Origin of the sequence: Streptomyces sp. NPDC004435 (assembly GCF_042873895.1) — a bacterium.
GTDB lineage: Bacteria > Actinomycetota > Actinomycetes > Streptomycetales > Streptomycetaceae > Streptomyces.
This window is the reverse complement of sequence record NZ_JBIAMB010000012.1, coordinates 92,507-107,392: the sequence shown is the minus strand read 5'-3', so window position 1 is coordinate 107,392 and position 14,886 is coordinate 92,507. Positions and strand designations below refer to the sequence as shown.

13 protein-coding genes are annotated in these 14,886 nt (G+C 72.4%); 3 read left to right on the top strand and 10 right to left on the bottom strand.

The genetic code is table 11. The annotated features are described in order from the left end of the window. Positions 1–20 precede the first annotated feature (20 nt). From ACFYT9_RS22480 to ACFYT9_RS22470, 3 genes are all read right to left on the bottom strand, one after another. A complete protein-coding gene (locus ACFYT9_RS22480; protein ID WP_389166760.1) occupies positions 21–2,564 on the bottom strand; it encodes a bifunctional FO biosynthesis protein CofGH in 2,544 nt (847 codons plus the stop codon). A gap of 142 nt (positions 2,565–2,706) precedes the next feature. Then, positions 2,707–3,540: an LLM class F420-dependent oxidoreductase gene (locus ACFYT9_RS22475; RefSeq protein WP_387277358.1), complete on the bottom strand. Its 834-nt coding sequence runs from the start codon at positions 3,538–3,540 to the stop codon at positions 2,707–2,709. A 160-nt stretch (positions 3,541–3,700) separates the two neighbouring features. Continuing rightward, complete coding sequence (locus tag ACFYT9_RS22470) at positions 3,701–4,168, bottom strand: GNAT family N-acetyltransferase (protein ID WP_389166476.1); 468 nt, start codon at positions 4,166–4,168, stop codon at positions 3,701–3,703. Between the two features lie 58 nt (positions 4,169–4,226). Between ACFYT9_RS22470 and ACFYT9_RS22465 the strand changes: the two genes are divergently transcribed. Continuing rightward, positions 4,227–4,442, top strand: a complete 216-nt coding sequence (locus ACFYT9_RS22465) for a hypothetical protein (protein ID WP_376598768.1) — start codon at positions 4,227–4,229, stop codon at positions 4,440–4,442. Positions 4,443–4,534: 92 nt separating this feature from the next. Here the strand turns inward: ACFYT9_RS22465 and ACFYT9_RS22460 are convergent, their stop codons facing one another. The 6 genes from ACFYT9_RS22460 to ACFYT9_RS22435 all read right to left on the bottom strand — a co-directional run bounded on the left by ACFYT9_RS22460 (position 4,535) and on the right by ACFYT9_RS22435 (position 12,689). Then, the gene (locus ACFYT9_RS22460; protein WP_376598766.1) at positions 4,535–6,100 is read right to left on the bottom strand and encodes an APC family permease; all 1,566 of its coding nucleotides are present in this window, start codon (positions 6,098–6,100) and stop codon (positions 4,535–4,537) included. A 292-nt stretch (positions 6,101–6,392) separates the two neighbouring features. Further along, positions 6,393–7,853 carry an aldehyde dehydrogenase family protein gene (locus ACFYT9_RS22455; protein WP_387278342.1) on the bottom strand — a complete coding sequence of 487 codons (1,461 nt, stop codon included), beginning with the start codon at positions 7,851–7,853 and terminating at the stop codon, positions 6,393–6,395. Continuing rightward, positions 7,850–9,577, bottom strand: a complete 1,728-nt coding sequence (locus tag ACFYT9_RS22450; protein WP_376598785.1) for an amidohydrolase family protein — start codon at positions 9,575–9,577, stop codon at positions 7,850–7,852. Before ACFYT9_RS22450 ends, ACFYT9_RS22455 begins: the two co-directional genes overlap by 4 nt. A gap of 194 nt (positions 9,578–9,771) precedes the next feature. After that, positions 9,772–10,896, bottom strand: a complete 1,125-nt coding sequence (locus ACFYT9_RS22445) for an LLM class flavin-dependent oxidoreductase (RefSeq protein WP_387278339.1) — start codon at positions 10,894–10,896, stop codon at positions 9,772–9,774. Positions 10,897–10,998: 102 nt separating this feature from the next. Next, positions 10,999–11,760 carry an SDR family NAD(P)-dependent oxidoreductase gene (locus tag ACFYT9_RS22440; protein ID WP_387278337.1) on the bottom strand — a complete coding sequence of 254 codons (762 nt, stop codon included), beginning with the start codon at positions 11,758–11,760 and terminating at the stop codon, positions 10,999–11,001. A gap of 11 nt (positions 11,761–11,771) precedes the next feature. Then, complete coding sequence (locus ACFYT9_RS22435) at positions 11,772–12,689, bottom strand: TIGR03619 family F420-dependent LLM class oxidoreductase (RefSeq protein WP_389166757.1); 918 nt, start codon at positions 12,687–12,689, stop codon at positions 11,772–11,774. A 160-nt stretch (positions 12,690–12,849) separates the two neighbouring features. Between ACFYT9_RS22435 and ACFYT9_RS22430 the strand changes: the two genes are divergently transcribed. Next, a complete protein-coding gene (locus tag ACFYT9_RS22430; RefSeq protein ID WP_376599468.1) occupies positions 12,850–13,071 on the top strand; it encodes a type II toxin-antitoxin system VapB family antitoxin in 222 nt (73 codons plus the stop codon). Then, positions 13,068–13,481: a PIN domain-containing protein gene (locus ACFYT9_RS22425; RefSeq protein WP_389166470.1), complete on the top strand. Its 414-nt coding sequence runs from the start codon at positions 13,068–13,070 to the stop codon at positions 13,479–13,481. The genes ACFYT9_RS22430 and ACFYT9_RS22425 overlap by 4 nt, the downstream gene beginning before the upstream one ends. A gap of 28 nt (positions 13,482–13,509) precedes the next feature. On the opposite strand, the gene ACFYT9_RS22420 is transcribed toward ACFYT9_RS22425, so the two are convergent. Then, positions 13,510–14,736: an amidohydrolase family protein gene (locus ACFYT9_RS22420; RefSeq protein WP_389166467.1), complete on the bottom strand. Its 1,227-nt coding sequence runs from the start codon at positions 14,734–14,736 to the stop codon at positions 13,510–13,512. Positions 14,737–14,886 lie beyond the last annotated feature (150 nt).

Genomic DNA, 14,886 nt, shown 5'->3' with positions numbered 1-14,886 from the left:
CCGCGCCGGGGGACCCCCGCTCAGCCCTCGATCACCGGCAGCAGCTCCGGCAGGTGGCCGTCCGAGGCGCGGGCGGCGGCCTGGCGCTCGGCGGGGACCTCGCCGTAGAGGGTCGTCCGGGGGCGGGACGGGCGGCCCGCGGCCTCGGCGATCGCCTCCAGGTCCCGGATCGAGCGGTACGAGCCGTAACTCGACCCCGCCATCCGCGAGATGGTCTCCTCCATCAGCGTCCCGCCGAGGTCGTTCGCGCCCGAGCGCAGCATCTCCGCCGCACCCTCCGCGCCCAGCTTCACCCAGCTGGTCTGGATGTTGGGGATGTGGGGGTGGAGGAGGAGCCGTGCCATCGCCGTCACCGCGCGGTTGTCCCGGACCGTCGGGCCCGGGCGGGCGATGCCCGCGAGGTAGACGGGCGCGTTGGTGTGGATGAAGGGGAGCGTCACGAACTCCGTGAAGCCGCCGGTGCGCTGCTGGATCGAGGCCAGGGTGCGCAGGTGCCCGAGCCAGTGCCGGGGCTGGTCCACGTGCCCGTACATCATCGTCGAGGACGAGCGGATGCCCAGCTCGTGCGCGGTGCTGATCACCTCGATCCAGGTGGCGGTGGGCAGCTTGCCCTTCGTCAGCACCCAGCGGACCTCGTCGTCGAGGATCTCGGCGGCGGTGCCGGGGATCGAGTCGAGGCCCGCCTCCTTCGCCGCCGTCAGCCACTCGCGGATCGACAGGCCGGTGCGGGTGGCGCCGTTGACGACCTCCATCGGCGAGAAGGCGTGCACGTGCATGCCGGGGACGCGCGCCTTCACCGCCCGCGCGATGTCGAAGTAGGCGGTGCCGGGCAGGTCGGGGTGGATGCCGCCCTGCATGCAGACCTCGACCGCGCCGACGTCCCACGCCTGCCGTGCGCGGTCGGCGACCTGGTCGAGGGAGAGGGTGTACGCGTCGGCGTCGGTGCGGCGCTGGGCGAAGGCGCAGAAGCGGCAGCCGGTGTAGCAGACGTTGGTGAAGTTGATGTTCCGGGTGACGATGTACGTCACCTCGTCGCCGGAGACCGACTTCCGCACGTCGTCCGCGACCGCGCAGAGCGCGTCGAGCGCCGGGCCGTCGGCGTGGAGGAGGGCGAGGGCCTGGGGGTCGGTGAGGCGCGTCGGGTCGTCGGCGGCGACCCGGAGGGCCTCGCGGACGTCGGCGTCGATCCGCTCCGGGACCATGCCGGGCGCGGCGGCCTCCCGCAGCGCCTCCCAGTCGCCGTAGACCTCGTCGAAGTCGGCCCGTCGGTCGCCGGTGCGGCCCTCGGTGTCGACGGCCGTGTGGAGGTCGGTGCGGCCGGTGGACGTGAACGCCTCGTCCGGCTCCTGCCACGGCAGGCCGCGGACCACCGCGTCCGGGTTCGCGAGACCGGTCTCCGGGTCGGCGAGCGCGCGGACGTGCGGCACGATCCGCGGGTCCAGCCACGGCTCGCCGCGGCGGACGAACTCCGGGTAGACGCAGAGCCGTTCGCGCAGCTCGAAGCCGGCGGCGGCGGAGCGCTCGGCGAGCTCGTCGATCCGGGGCCAGGGCCGCTCGGGGTTGACGTGGTCGATGGTGAGCGGGGAGACCCCGCCCCAGTCGTCGATGCCGGCGGCGATCAGCCGCTCGTACTCGGCGTCCACCAGGTTCGGCGGCGCCTGGAGGCAGGCGGACGGGCCCATGATGAGGCGGGCGACGGCGACGGCCGCGACCAGGTCGTCGAGTTCGGCGTCCGGCATCGAGCGCATCGCCGTGTCCGGCTTCGCCCGGAAGTTCTGGATGATCAGTTCCTGGATGCCGTGGTACGCCCGCGCGACGCGGCGCAGCGCGAACAGCGACTCCGCCCGCTCCTCGTACGTCTCCCCGATGCCGAGGAGCAGCCCCGAGGTGAAGGGGACGGAGGAGCGGCCCGCGTCCTCCAGGACCCGCAGCCGGACGGCCGGCTCCTTGTCCGGGGAGCCGAAGTGCGGGCCGCCGGGCTCGGACCAGAGCCGGGTGGCGGTGGTCTCCAGCATCATGCCCATCGACGGCGCCACCGGCTTCAGCCGCTGGAAGTCCGTCCAGGACATCACGCCCGGGTTGAGGTGCGGCAGGAGCCCGGTCTCCTCCAGGATCCGCACCGACATGGCCCGTACGTAGGCGAGGGTGTCGTCGTAGCCGTGCGCGTCCAGCCACTCGCGCGCCTCGGGCCACCGGTCCTCCGGCTTGTCGCCGAGGGTGATCAGGGCTTCCTTGCAGCCGAGCGCGGCGCCCTTGCGCGCGATGTCCAGCACCTCGTCCGGCGACAGGAACATGCCGTGGCCCTCGCGCCGCAGCTTCCCCGGCACGGTCACGAAGGTGCAGTAGTGGCACTTGTCGCGGCAGAGACGGGTGAGAGGTATGAACACGCTCTTCGAGTACGTGATCACCCCCGGCCGCCCGGCGGCTTCGAGCCCGGCGTCCCGGACCCGCCCCGCGACCGCCACGAGCTCCGCCAGGTCCTCCCCGCGCGCCCGCAGCAGCACCGCCGCCTCGCCGACGTCGAGCGCGACCCCGTCCCTGGCCCGCCGCAGCGCGCGCCGCATCGCGTTCCTGGTCGGGGCCGCCCCGCTCTGCCCGTCGCCCTGCCCCTGGTCCCGGTCGCCCACCTGCTGGTCCGTCATCCCCCGAGCATACGAGCGCGGCCCGCGCGCCGGAGCGGGGTCCCCGCAGCTCGTCGTCCCTCCGTCATCCCAGGTAGGCCGCGTAGGCGTCCAGGACCCGCAGGACCTCGGACTCGCCGGCGGGCGGGAGCTGGAGGACGGTCTCCTCGCAGCCGAGTTCGGCGTAGTGGGCGAGCTTGCCGGGGGTGGGGAGGACGGCGTACGGGACGACCTGGAGCGTCTTGGGGTCGCGGCCCGCCTCCTCCCAGGCGGTGCGGAGCGGCGGCAGGGTCTCCGAGAGGCCGCCGCCGCCGATCGGCATCCAGCCGTCCGTCTGCTCGGCGATCGCCGCGAAGAGCTTCGGTCCCGCGGCGCCGCCGAGGAGGATCCGCGGGGCGCCGCCGGCCGGCTTGGGCCAGACCTCGGAGGCGCGCGCCGAGAACCCGGACCCGCCCTCGTACGCCGTCGGTTCCGGCGCCCACAGGGCCCTCATGAGCGCCAGCCGGTCGCGGACGAGCTCGCGGCGGGTGGGCCAGGCGACGCCGTGGTCGGCGGCCTCCTCGCGGTTCCAGCCGTAGCCGAGGCCGAGGGTGAAGCGGCCGCCGGAGAGGTGGTCGAGGGTGGCGATCTGCTTGGCGAGCGCGATCGGGTCGTGCTGTGCGAGCAGCGTGATGCCGGTGCCGAGCGCGAGCCGTTCGGTGACGGCGGCGGCCTGGGCGAGCGCGACGAAGGGGTCCAGCGTGCGCGCGTACTCGCGGGGCAGCTCCCCGCCGGGCGGGTAGGGGGTCTCGCGGGAGACCGGGATGTGGGTGTGCTCGGGCAGGTAGAGGCCTGCGAAGCCGCGCGCCTCCAGCTCGCGGGCGAGCCGCACGGGCGAGATGGTCTCGTCGGTCAGGAAGATCGTGGTCGAGATCCGCATGACGGCACGGTAGGGGCTGCGGGCCGGGATTCCGAGGCCCATGACGTGTCGGGGTGGACGGCGCGGGCGGGCGGGGCCGGTCTCGTCCTTCTGGCGGCCTCGGACGCGGGCGTGGAGCGGCTCTGCGCGCGGCTCGGCTTCCGTACGGTCGCGACCGCCCTCATCGGGGAGGCGCCGGCTTCCTGACCATGAACACGTCCACCGGGTCCTCGGCCTCCACGGTGAACCCGGCCCGCTCGTAGAGGCGGCGGGCCGGGCTGCCCTGGAGGACGTTGAGGCGGACGGGGGCGCCGGCCGCGTCGGCGCGGGCCAGCAGCCGGTCGAGGACGGCCGTGCCGAGGCCCCGGCCCTGGAGATCCGGGGAGAGGTAGAAGTGCTCCAGGTGGAGGCCGTCTCCTCCGGTGTCGGGGCGGAGCGTGACGCAGCCGGCGAGCGCCCCGCCGTCGGTCTCGACGATCGAGGTGTACGCGGGTGAGAAGCCGTCCCGGAGGCGCTGCCGGACCTTCTCCTCGTCGTACCGTCCGAGCCGCTCCAGGTCGGCGCGCATCACGAGGGCGCGCAGTTCGGCGACCGGCTCGACGTCCTCGGCCCGTCCGGGCCTCAGGGACCATTCGCTCTTCACGCGCATGGCGCGATGGTAGGGGCCGGTTCGTAACCGGTCCCGGCCGCCCCCCGTTGGAGCGGGCATGAAGAAGCTCCTCACCGCAGCCGCCCTGACCGCCTTCGCCGCCACCGGCGGCCTCGCCTCTGCGGGTACCGCCGCCGCCGACGCGGGCGGCCTGAACCTGCCGTCGGTGGTGCCCCTCAGCGGCGTCCTCGACCCGAAGCCCCTCCCGCCGCAGGCCGCGGACCTGCCGCCCGCCAACCAGGCCGTGAACAAGCTGCTGCCCGGGCAGCGGTAGTCCCGCGCGCGGGACGGCGTACGAAAGCGGCGGTACCCCCCACGGGACCGCCGCTTTCGCGTTCTGGATGACTCAGGCAGAGGTGTGCGCGGTCAGTCGGCGACCACCAGGGACGGGGTCTCCTTCGTCAGGACCTCGCCGCGGAAGAAGGCGGGGCTGCGGCGCTGCATGACGAGCATGATGACGGCGCCGAGGAGGAGGAGGCCGACGGCGATGACGAAGACGGAGCCGACGCCGAAGACGGCGGAGCCGGAGCCGTAGGCCGGATCCCACATGTCGTAGAGGGTCTTGCCGAAGACCGCGGTGAGCATGACGCCGCCGAGGGCCGGCATGAGGCCCTTGAAGGCGAAGTCGCGGAAGGAGCGGAAGAGCTCGCCGCGGAAGTACCACACGCAGGCGAAGGCCGTGATGCCGTAGTAGAAGCAGATCATGAGGCCGAGCGCGTAGATGGTGTCGACCAGGACGTGCTCGCTGACCAGGGTCATCACGGTGTAGAAGGCGCCGGTGGCGACACCCGCGACGACGGTGGCCTTGCCGGGGGTCTTGAAGACCGGGTGGACCTTGGTGAAGGACTTCGGCAGGGCCTCGTAGGTGGACATGGCGAGGACCGTGCGGGCGACCGGGATGAAGGTGGTCTGGAGGCTCGCGGCGGCGGAGGCCAGGACGGCGACGAAGAGGAAGACGCCGAGGACGGGGCCCATGACCGGGCCGGCGAGGGCGGCGAAGACGTTGTCGGAGGTCTCCGGGTTGGCGAGGCCGAGGCCCTGGTCGCCGGAGCCGACGGCCATCTGCGCGGCGATGCCGGTGGCGAGGTAGGAGCCGACGAGGACGACCATCGCGATGAGCGCGGCGCGGCCGGGCGTCTTGTCGCTGCCGGTGGTCTCCTCGTTGGTCGCCATGCAGGCGTCCCATCCCCAGTACATGAAGATCGAGAGGGAGAGGCCGGCGGTGAAGGCGGCGAAGGACTGGACCGCGAAGGGGTTCATCCAGGACCAGGAGAAGTCGACCGAGGTCTCGAAGGAGCCGGCCTTGGAGAGGGCCAGGGCGACGAAGACGGCGAGGACGACGAGCTGGAGCCCGACGAGGGTGTACTGGACGCCCTTGGTGGCCGTCATGCCGCGGTAGCTGATCGCGGTGGCGGTGGCGATGAGGGCGAGGCAGGTGAGGATGTGGACGGCCTTGTTGCCGTCGAGGGCGGCGATCGACTCGCTGCCGGTGATCTCGCCCGCGAGGAGCCAGAAGTACGAGGTGGCGACGCCCGCGAGGTTGGAGAGCACGATGATCGTGGCGATCACCAGGCCCCAGCCGCACATCCAGCCGATCTTGGGGCCGAAGGCCTTCACGGTCCAGGTGAAGGAGGTGCCGCAGTCGGGCATGGCCCGGTTGAGCTCCCGGTACGCGAAGGCGACGAGGAGCATCGGGAGGAAGCCCGCGAGGAAGACGGCCGGCATCTGGAGGCCGACCTCGCCGGCGGTGGAGCCGAGCGTGGAGGTCAGGCAGTAGACCGGGGCGACGGTGGAGATGCCGATGACGGCATTGCCGAAGAGGCCGACGGAGTTGCCGCCGAGGCCCTTCTTGCGCACACCGGGGGTGTCGCCGGGGGCGGTGGCGCCCCTTACCGTGTCTCCGGCCTGGGGCCGCGCTTCCACCTGAGTCATGAACAGGACGTTAAGTGCTGCGGTTTCCTTATCCGGAGGGGCGAAGTCCGCTCAGCTGATCGCTCGGCGCCTTGCATTGAGAGGCCAGAGCGGGCAAGCGGCCAATGATTGAAAGATCGACCACCCCACCCTACCGACCAACTGGTAGGTCGGCCGCCGGATGTCCGATATGCGGGAACCGCAGCCGAGGGCGAAATGTCCGATTCGAAATTTTCCCGAGGAATTTTCCCGGGCGTCTCCGGGCGGGCCGGAACCCTTGGGAGGACTGGGTTCCGGCCTTTGTACCGGCCGGTCAGCCGGGCCAGACCACCGCCTGGAGCTCGCTGTAGGCGTGGAGGGCGTAGGACCCCACGTCCCGGCCCACCCCGCTCTTCTTGAAGCCGCCGAAGGGGGCCTCCATGTTCCGGCCGACGGTGTTGATCCCGACCCCGCCGGCCCGCAGCCGCGCGGCGATCCGGAAGGCGCGGGCGACGTCCCCGGACCAGACGTAGTCGAGCAGGCCGTAGTCGCTGTCGTTGGCCAGCGCGATGCCCTCCTCCTCGTCGTCGAAGGGGACGACCACGACGACCGGGCCGAAGATCTCCTCCCGCACCACCCGCATCTCGTTGGTGCAGTCGGCGAGGAGCGTCGGGGCGACGTAGAAGCCGCGGTCGAGGTCGGGACGCTCGCCGCCGGCGACGACCCTGGCACCCTCCTTGCGCCCCAGCTCGACGTAGGACTCGATCCGGTCGCGGTGGGCGGCCGAGATCACCGGACCGACGACCGTGCCCGGCGCGGCCGGGTCCCCCACCTTCATGAAGGCGAGGTAGCCGGTGAGCTTCTCGACCAGGCGCTCGTAGATCCCGCGCTGGGCGAGCACCCGGGTCGGGGCGGTGCAGATCTGGCCGCTGTAGAAGGAGAAGGTCGTGCCGATGCCCATCACGGCCGAGTCGAGGTCGGCGTCGTCGAGGACGAGCGCGGCGCCCTTGCCGCCCAGTTCCATCAGCTGCCGTTTCATGGTCCGGCCGCAGACCTCGCCGATCGCCTGGCCGACGGCCGTGGAGCCGGTGAAGGAGACCATGTCGACGTCCGGGGAGTCGACGGCCGCCTCGCCGACGGCGGGCGCCGAGCCGGTGACCAGGTTGACCACCCCGGCCGGGACACCGGCCTCCTCCAGGGCGCGGACCATGGCGAAGACGGACAGCGGGTCCTGCGGGGCGGGCTTCACCACGACGGTGTTGCCCATCGCGAGCGCCGGCGCGATCTTGCCGGCCGGGTTGGCCCAGGGGTTGTTGTACGAGGTGACGCAGGTGACGACGCCGACCGGGCGGCGGACCGCGACCGCGCCGAAGACGCCCGCCCTCCCCATCGGCCCCGCCTCGTTGATCTGCGGCGGCAGGGGCTGCTCGACCGGCTCCAGGGCTCCCTTGGCGTACCGCCGGAAGCGTGCGGAGCCGACGGCCACCTGCATGCCGCGCGCGGTGCCGGTGGTGGCGCCGGTCTCGGCGCGGGCGAGGGCGGTGTGCGCGTCGGCGTCCCTGGCCATGATCGCGGCGGCCCGGTCGAGGAGCACGGCCCGCTCCTCGGGCTTCGTCCGGGACCAGGACGCGAAGGCGTCGCGGGCGGCGGCGGCCGCCTCGTACACCTGGGCCCGGGAGGCCTCGGGGGCGAGTCCGACAAGCTCCTCGGTGGCCGGGTCGATCACCTCGTAGTGGCCGCCGTCGGGCTCGGTCCACTCCCCTCCTATGTACAGCCGCTCGGTGATGCCGCTCACCGGGTGCTCACCGTCCTCGTGTCGCGGCCCGAGCGCAGGACGCGCCCGGGTACGGCTCCGGTGACCTCGTCGTCCCTGACCGTCTCCACGCCGTTGACGCGGACGGAGACGATGCCGACCGCCCGGGAGTCCAGGCGAGGGCTGTCGCCGGGCAGGTCGTGGACGAGGGTGGCGGGGCCGGCGTCGATCCGCTCGGGGTCGAAGAGGACCAGGTCGGCGTGGAAGCCCTCGGCGATCCGGCCGCGCTCGCGGAGCCCGAAGAGCCGGGCCGGGTCGTCGCTGAGCATCCGCACGGCCCGCTCCAGCGGCACCAGCCGCCGGCCGCGCAGGCAGTCGCCGAGGAAGCGGGTGGTGTACGGGGCTCCGCACATGCGGTCCAGGTGGGCGCCGGCGTCGGAGCCGCCGAGCATGACGTCCTCGTGCTGCCAGGTCTCGGCGCGCAGCGCCCAGGAGGCCGGGTCGTTGTCGGTGGGCATCGGCCACAGGACGGTCCTGAGCTCGTCGTTGGCGCAGATCTCGACGAGGCACTGGAAGGCGTCCTGGCCGCGCTCGGCGGCGATGTCCTCGACGACCCGGCCGGTCAGGCCCTCGTTCTCGCGGCTGTAGGTGTCGCCGATGACGTACCGGCCGAAGCGGGCGAGGCGGCGGAAGACGCCGGCCTCCCTGGAGTCGGCGCGGCGGAGCAGCTCGGCGCGGACGTCCGGGTCGCGCAGCCGCTCGATCCGCTCGGGGACGGGGAGGCCGAGGACCTCGCCCCAGCCGGGGATGAGGTTGAGGGCGCAGAAGGTGCCGAGGGACATGTTCATCGGGGTGAGGATCGGCATGGTGAGGGCGACGATCCGGCCGCCGGACTTGCGGGCGCGTTCGGAGGCGGTGAGCTGGCGGGGGACGCGTTCGGGGACGGCGGCGTCGATGGTGAGGACGTTCCAGTTCAGGGGGCGCCCGGCGGCGGCGGACATCTCGACGAAGAGGTCGATCTCGGCGTCGGAGAACTGGTCGAGGCAGCCGGCGAGGATCGCCTCGATCTGGGTGCCCTCGTGTTCGCCGACCGCCGCGGCGAGGGCGATGAGTTCGTCGGGGGTCGCGTGGCGGGAGGCGACGGGGGCGCCGTCGCCGTCGGAGTGGGTGGCGGACTGGGTGGTGGACAGGCCCCAGGCGCCGGCCTCCATGGCCTCCTTGAGGAGGGTGGTCATGGCCGTGAGCTGTTCGGGGGTGGCCCGGCCGCCGACGGCGTCCTCGCCCATGACGTACCGGCGCAGGGCGCAGTGGCCGACCATGAAGCCGGCGTTGACGGCGATCCGCCCCTCCAGGGCGTCGAGGTACTCGCCGAAGGAGGACCAGCTCCAGTCGACGCCCTCTTCGAGGGCGGCCAGGGCCATGCCCTCGACCTTGGACATCATGCGGCGGGTGTAGTCGGCGTCCTCGGGGCGGTCCGGGTGGAGCGGGGCGAGGGTGAAGCCGCAGTTGCCGCCGGCGACGGTGGTGACGCCGTGGTTCATGGAGGGGGTGGCGTAGGGGTCCCAGAAGAGCTGGGCGTCGTAGTGGGTGTGCGGGTCGACGAAGCCGGGGGCGAGGACGAGTCCGGTGGCGTCCTCGGTGGTGCGGGCGGCGGCGCCGGGGGGCGGGAACACGATCCGGCCGTCGCGGATGCCGACGTCGGCGACGCGGGCGGGGGCGCCGGTGCCGTCCACGACGGTGGCGCCCTTGATCAGGTGGTCGAGCATGACGATCCCTTTCTGTACGTGGCCACGCGTGCGCCCCGGCCGGGGCCGCCGCGGAACGGCCGCCGGCCGGGGCGGGTGACGAGACGCCGGCCCGGGAAGCCGGCGCCTCGCGCTGTGCCCGTGTGGGCGGGCGTCCCGCCGGGCGTCCCCCTGGGAGGAGGGACGCCTGCCCACACGGACGGCGCGGGGCGCGGCTAGCGGCCGGCCGCCTGGCGGAAGCGGGTGGTGCGGTGGACCGGGTCGGTGTCGATCTCGGGGATCACGTGCTCGCCGATCAGCTTGATCGTGTTCATCGTGTCCTCGTAGGAGATCCCGATCGGGAGGCCGAAGGAGAGCTGGTCGGCGCCGGCGCGCTCCCAGCGGCGGCACTGGGCGAGGACCTCGGAGGGGTCGCCGCAGATCATCAGCTCCTCGGCGATGAGGAGTTCGATGATCTCCGCGGAGTACTCGGGGAGCAGTTCCGGCCACTCGGGGACGCCCTCGGGGCGCGGGAAGGTGTCGTGGTAGCGGAAGAGCAGCGACTGGAGGTAGTTGAGGCCGCCGCCGACGGCGATCTCGACGGCCTTGTCGTGGGTCTCGGCGCAGATCGCGGTGGAGGTGACCATGACGTTGTCGTTGACGAAGTCGCCGACGGCCTTGGCCTCCTTGATGGCGTTCTTGTAGGACTCGACGACCCACTCCATGTCGGAGACCTTCTGGACGCTGAAGCCGAGGACGCCGAGGCCCATCTTCCCGGCCATGGCGTACGAGGAGGGGGAGCCGGCGGCGTACCACATGGCGGGGTGGGAGGCGCCGTACGGCTTGGGGAGGATCTTGCGGGGCGGCAGGGACCAGTGCTTGCCCTGGAAGCCGGCGTACTCGTCCTGGAGCCACATCTTGGGGAACTCGGCGATGGTCTCTTCCCAGAGTTCCTTGGTGTGGTTCATGTCGGTGATGCCCGGGAAGAAGCCGAGGATCTCGTGGCTGCCCGCGCCGCGGCCGGAGCCGAACTCGAAGCGGCCCTCGGAGAGGTGGTCGAGCATCGCGACCTTCTCGGCGACCTTGACCGGGTGGTTGACCGGGGCGAGCGGGTTGAAGATGCCGGAGCCGAGGTGGATGCGCTCGGTGGCGTGGGCGAGGTAGCCCAGGTAGACGTCGTTGGCCGAGAGGTGCGAGTACTCCTCCAGGAAGTGGTGCTCGGAGGCCCAGGCGTACTTGAAGTGGGACTTGTCCGCCTGGATGACGTACTCGGTCTCCTCCATGAGGGCCTTGTGCTCGGCTTCGGGATCGGTCTCGGCGCGCTTGCCGACGTATCCCTGTACGAAGATCCCGAATTCCACGGAAGTCACCGTCCTCGTGAGTTTCTGACGTGCCGTCAGATTCTTTGATGTGCTGCGCCGTGTCAATAGCTGACGAGCCGTCAGCTGAGGTGGGGGGCGGGATCAGAAGAGGGAGACCCCGGCCAGCCAGCCGCCGTCGACGACGAAGGGCTGGCCCGTCACGTACGAGGAGTCCTCCGAGGTCAGGAAGAGGGCGAGGGTCGCCACCTCCTCCGGGCGGCCGATCCGGCCGAGCGGCACGAGCGTGCGGTACAGCTCGGCGGTGGCGGCCGGGTCCACGCCCTCCGGATTGCTCATCGGGGTGTCGATCGCGCCCGGGCAGACCGCGTTCACCCGGATGCCCTTCGGCGCCAGCTCCAGGGCCGCCACCCGGGTCAGCCCCACCACCGCGTGCTTGGAGGCCGCGTAGGCGCCGACCCCGGCCATGCCGGTCACACCGGTGTACGAGGCGGTGTTGACGATCGTGCCGCCACCGGCCGCCGCGATCTCCGGGGCGACCGCCCTGATCCCCAGGAAGCAGCCGGTCTGGTTGACCTCGACGACCGCGCGGAACTCCTCCGGCGGGGTCGTGAGCAGGGCGTTGAAGCGGAGGATGCCGGCGTTGTTCACCAGCCCGTCGATCTTCCCGAACCGCTCCTTGGCGGCGGCCACCGCGGCCGTCCACTCCTCCTCGCGGGTCACGTCCAGGTGGACGTAGGCGGCCCGCTCCTCCCCCAGCTCCTTGGCCAGGGCCTCCCCGGGGCCGTCCAGCACGTCCGCGAGGACCACCCGGGCCCCCTCGGCGGCGAAGAGCCGCGCCTCCTGCTCGCCCTGGCCGCGCGCCGCCCCCGTGACGATCACGACCCGCCCGTCCAGCTTGCCCATGCCCACACTCCCTACAGCCGCGGGGCGACCTCCGAACCGAAGGCCGCCATCTGGTCGATGAGTTCGCTGCGGCTCCGGCTGCGGAACCGCACCTGGATCTGGCCGACGCCCATCGCCCCGTACTCCCGGAGCGAGGCCGCCAGCTCCTCCGGCCGGCCGGTGAGCGTGCGGCGCCCGACCTCCCAGCCGGGGGTACCGACGTACAGCGGCTCGGCGATCGCGCCGAAGACGAAGGGCTCCGAGAGCCCCGCCTCCTCGCGCAGCCGCCCGATCCGCTCGATCCGGCGGGCCAGCACCTCCCGGGGGTCGCCCTGCGGCAGCCAGCCGTCGCCCTTGAGCGCGGCCCGCCGCACGGCCGCCGGGGAGGAGCCGCCCACCCAGACCGGGACCCGCTCCTGCGCGGGCCGGGGCCGCTGCCCGAGGTCCTTGAAGGCGAAGCGCTCCCCCAGGTGCTCCGGGTACTCCTCCGGGCCGAGCGCCGCCCGCAGCGCGTCGATCGTCTCGTCGAGGACCCCGCCCCGGCCCGCGAAGTCCGCCCCGACCGCCTCGAACTCCTCCTGCACGTGCCCGGCGCCCACCCCGAGGACCAGCCGGCCGCCGGAGAGGTGGTCGACGGTCGCGTACGCCTTGGCGGTGACCAGCGGGTGCCGGAGCCCGACGACGGCGACGTGCGAGAGCAGCCGGACCCGCTCGGTGGCGGCGGCGAGGAAGGACAGCGTGGCGACCGGGTCGTACCAGACCGTGCTCATCCCGGCGGCGAGCCGGCGCGGGATGGCGACGTGGTCGCAGCAGGCGACGTAGTCGAAGCCGTGCGCGTCCGCGGCGCGGGCGACGGCCAGCAGGTCGGCGGGGCCCGCGGTGGCCTCCCAGGGCTCGGCGTAGATCACGGACTGGGACTGGACCGGCAGCTGCATGCCGTAGACCACCATGGGGACCCCCTCCATCTGACGCTGCGTCAGTTCTGGCGCCGGGGCCATGCTGGACCCTGACGGGTCGTCAGGCAAGGGGTGCGGCGACGCATCGCCGGGCGAGCGCGATGTGTAAGAGGTACAATTCTTTGTACATGACCCACAAGACGGAGGGCCCGCCATGGCCGTCACTCAGATCGACATAGACGAGGACGCGCTGGAGCGGGCCATGGCCCTCTCCAAGGCGCGAACCAAGAAAGAGGCCGTCAACCTCGCGCTGCGCTTCTACGCCGAACGACAGGAGCGCGCCGCGCGCATCGGGCGCCACTTCGAGCGGGCCCGCCACTGGGGAGCGGTCGAGGACGCCGAGCGACGCCATCGGGCCGAGAAGGACGCCGGGTGATCTACCTCCTCGACACCTCCGGCCTCGTCCGGCTGCTCGGGGACCCGGCGCTCCAGGCCGCCTGGCACGATGCGATCGACGCCGAGGCGATCGCATCGTGCTACCCCCAGCGCGCCGAATTCCTGCACAGCGCCCGGAACGGGCGGGAGTACGACGAGATCGCCGAGATGTTCGCCGACCTCTACCCCGATGTCGCGGTACCGAAGAACGCCGGGCGCTGGATCGACGCGGTGCAGCGCCGCATGGCACGGGCCGGGGAGCACCGCAGCGCGTCGGCCGTCGATCTGATCATCGCGGCCACGGCGGCCCACCACGGACTGACCGTCCTGCACGACGATGACGGCTACCGGACCGTCGCCCGGCACGCGCCCGATCTGAGCGAGCAGGGCGTGCGGGACGCCCTGGCCTGACCCGGCGGGGCGGGGCCCGCCGCCCGCCTCAAGGCCGCCAGAGCCCCTCCGGGGTCAGGCCCAGCAGGTCGATGGCGTTGCCGCGCACGATCCGGTCGACGACGTCCGGTGCCAGGTGGCCCATCTGTGCCTCGCCGACCTCCTTGGACTTGGGCCAGGTCGAGTCGGAGTGCGGGTAGTCCGTCTCGTAGAGGACGTTCGCGGCGCCGATCGCGTCGAGGTTGCGCAGCCCGAAGGCGTCGTCGAAGAAGCAGCCGAAGACATGCCCGGCGAAGAGCTCCGACGGCGGCCGGGTGACCTTGTCCGCGACCCCGCCCCAGGCGCGGTTCTCCTCCCAGACCACGTCCGCCCGCTCCAGGATGTACGGGATCCAGCCGATCTGGCCCTCCGCGTACATGATCCGCAGGTTCGGGAAGCGCTCGAACTTGCCGCTCATCAGCCAGTCGACCATCGAGAAGCAGCAGTTGGCGAAGGTGATCGTGGAGCCGACCGCCGGCGGGGCGTCCGCCGAGGTGGACGGCATCCGGCTGGACGAGCCGATGTGCATCGCGATGACCGTGCCGGTGTCGTCGCAGGCCCGGAAGAAGGGGTCCCAGTGGTCGGTGTGCACCGACGGCAGCCCCAGGTGCGGCGGGATCTCGGAGAAGGCGACCGCCCGCACCCCGCGCGCGGCGTTCCGCCGCACCTCGGCGGCGGCCAGCTCCGGGTCCCAGAGCGGGATGAGGGTCAGCGGGATCAGCCGCCCGCGCGCCTCCGGCCCGCACCACTCCTCCACCATCCAGTCGTTGTACGCGCGCACGCACAGCAGGCCGAGCTCGCGGTCGGCCGCCTCGGTGAAGGTCTGGCCGCAGAAGCGCGGGAAGGTCGGGAAGCAGAGCGCGGACTGGACGTGGTTGACGTCCATGTCGGCGAGCCGGTCGGGCACGGAGAAGGAGCCCGGCCGCATCTGCTCGTAGGTGATGACTTCGAGGCGTATCTCGTCGCGGTCGTAGCCGACGGCCGTGTCGAGGCGGGTGAGGGGCCTGTGCAGATCCTCGTAGACCCACCAGTCGCCGATCGGCCCGTCGTCGCCCCGCGCGCCCATGACGGGCGCGAACTTGCCGCCGAGGAAGGTCATCTCCTTCAGCGGGGCGCGGACGATCCGGGGGCCGGTGTCGTGGTACCGGGACGGGAGCCGGTCCCGCCAGACGTGCGGGGGCTCCACGGTGTGGTCGTCCACCGAGATGATCCTGGGGAAGGTCTCCTGGGTCTCCATGCCCTTCACGGTAGCGCTGATCTGACGAACCGTCAGCTCCTGTGGCGGCGGGATCGGGACGAGGAAGAGGCCCCCCGGTCACAGGTCTCCCACAACCGCGCCCCGATGCTGACGCGCTCCCTCCGGACAAGGCAGACTGTCCGGGGCGAT

Bases quoted from the DNA above. Each gene is read 5' to 3' on its own strand.
- ACFYT9_RS22480 (WP_389166760.1), bottom strand. From the start codon at position 2,564: ATGCGGCGCGCGCTGCGGCGGGCCAGGGACGGGGTCGCGCTCGACGTC.
- ACFYT9_RS22420 (WP_389166467.1), bottom strand. From the start codon at position 14,736: ATGGAGACCCAGGAGACCTTCCCCAGGATCATCTCGGTGGACGACCAC.
- ACFYT9_RS22460 (WP_376598766.1), bottom strand. From the start codon at position 6,100: ATGACTCAGGTGGAAGCGCGGCCCCAGGCCGGAGACACGGTAAGGGGC.
- ACFYT9_RS22465 (WP_376598768.1), top strand. From the start codon at position 4,227: ATGAAGAAGCTCCTCACCGCAGCCGCCCTGACCGCCTTCGCCGCCACC.
- ACFYT9_RS22430 (WP_376599468.1), top strand. From the start codon at position 12,850: ATGGCCGTCACTCAGATCGACATAGACGAGGACGCGCTGGAGCGGGCC.
- ACFYT9_RS22440 (WP_387278337.1), bottom strand. From the start codon at position 11,760: ATGGGCAAGCTGGACGGGCGGGTCGTGATCGTCACGGGGGCGGCGCGC.
- ACFYT9_RS22450 (WP_376598785.1), bottom strand. From the start codon at position 9,577: ATGCTCGACCACCTGATCAAGGGCGCCACCGTCGTGGACGGCACCGGC.
- ACFYT9_RS22470 (WP_389166476.1), bottom strand. From the start codon at position 4,168: ATGCGCGTGAAGAGCGAATGGTCCCTGAGGCCCGGACGGGCCGAGGAC.
- ACFYT9_RS22435 (WP_389166757.1), bottom strand. From the start codon at position 12,689: ATGGTGGTCTACGGCATGCAGCTGCCGGTCCAGTCCCAGTCCGTGATC.
- ACFYT9_RS22475 (WP_387277358.1), bottom strand. From the start codon at position 3,540: ATGCGGATCTCGACCACGATCTTCCTGACCGACGAGACCATCTCGCCC.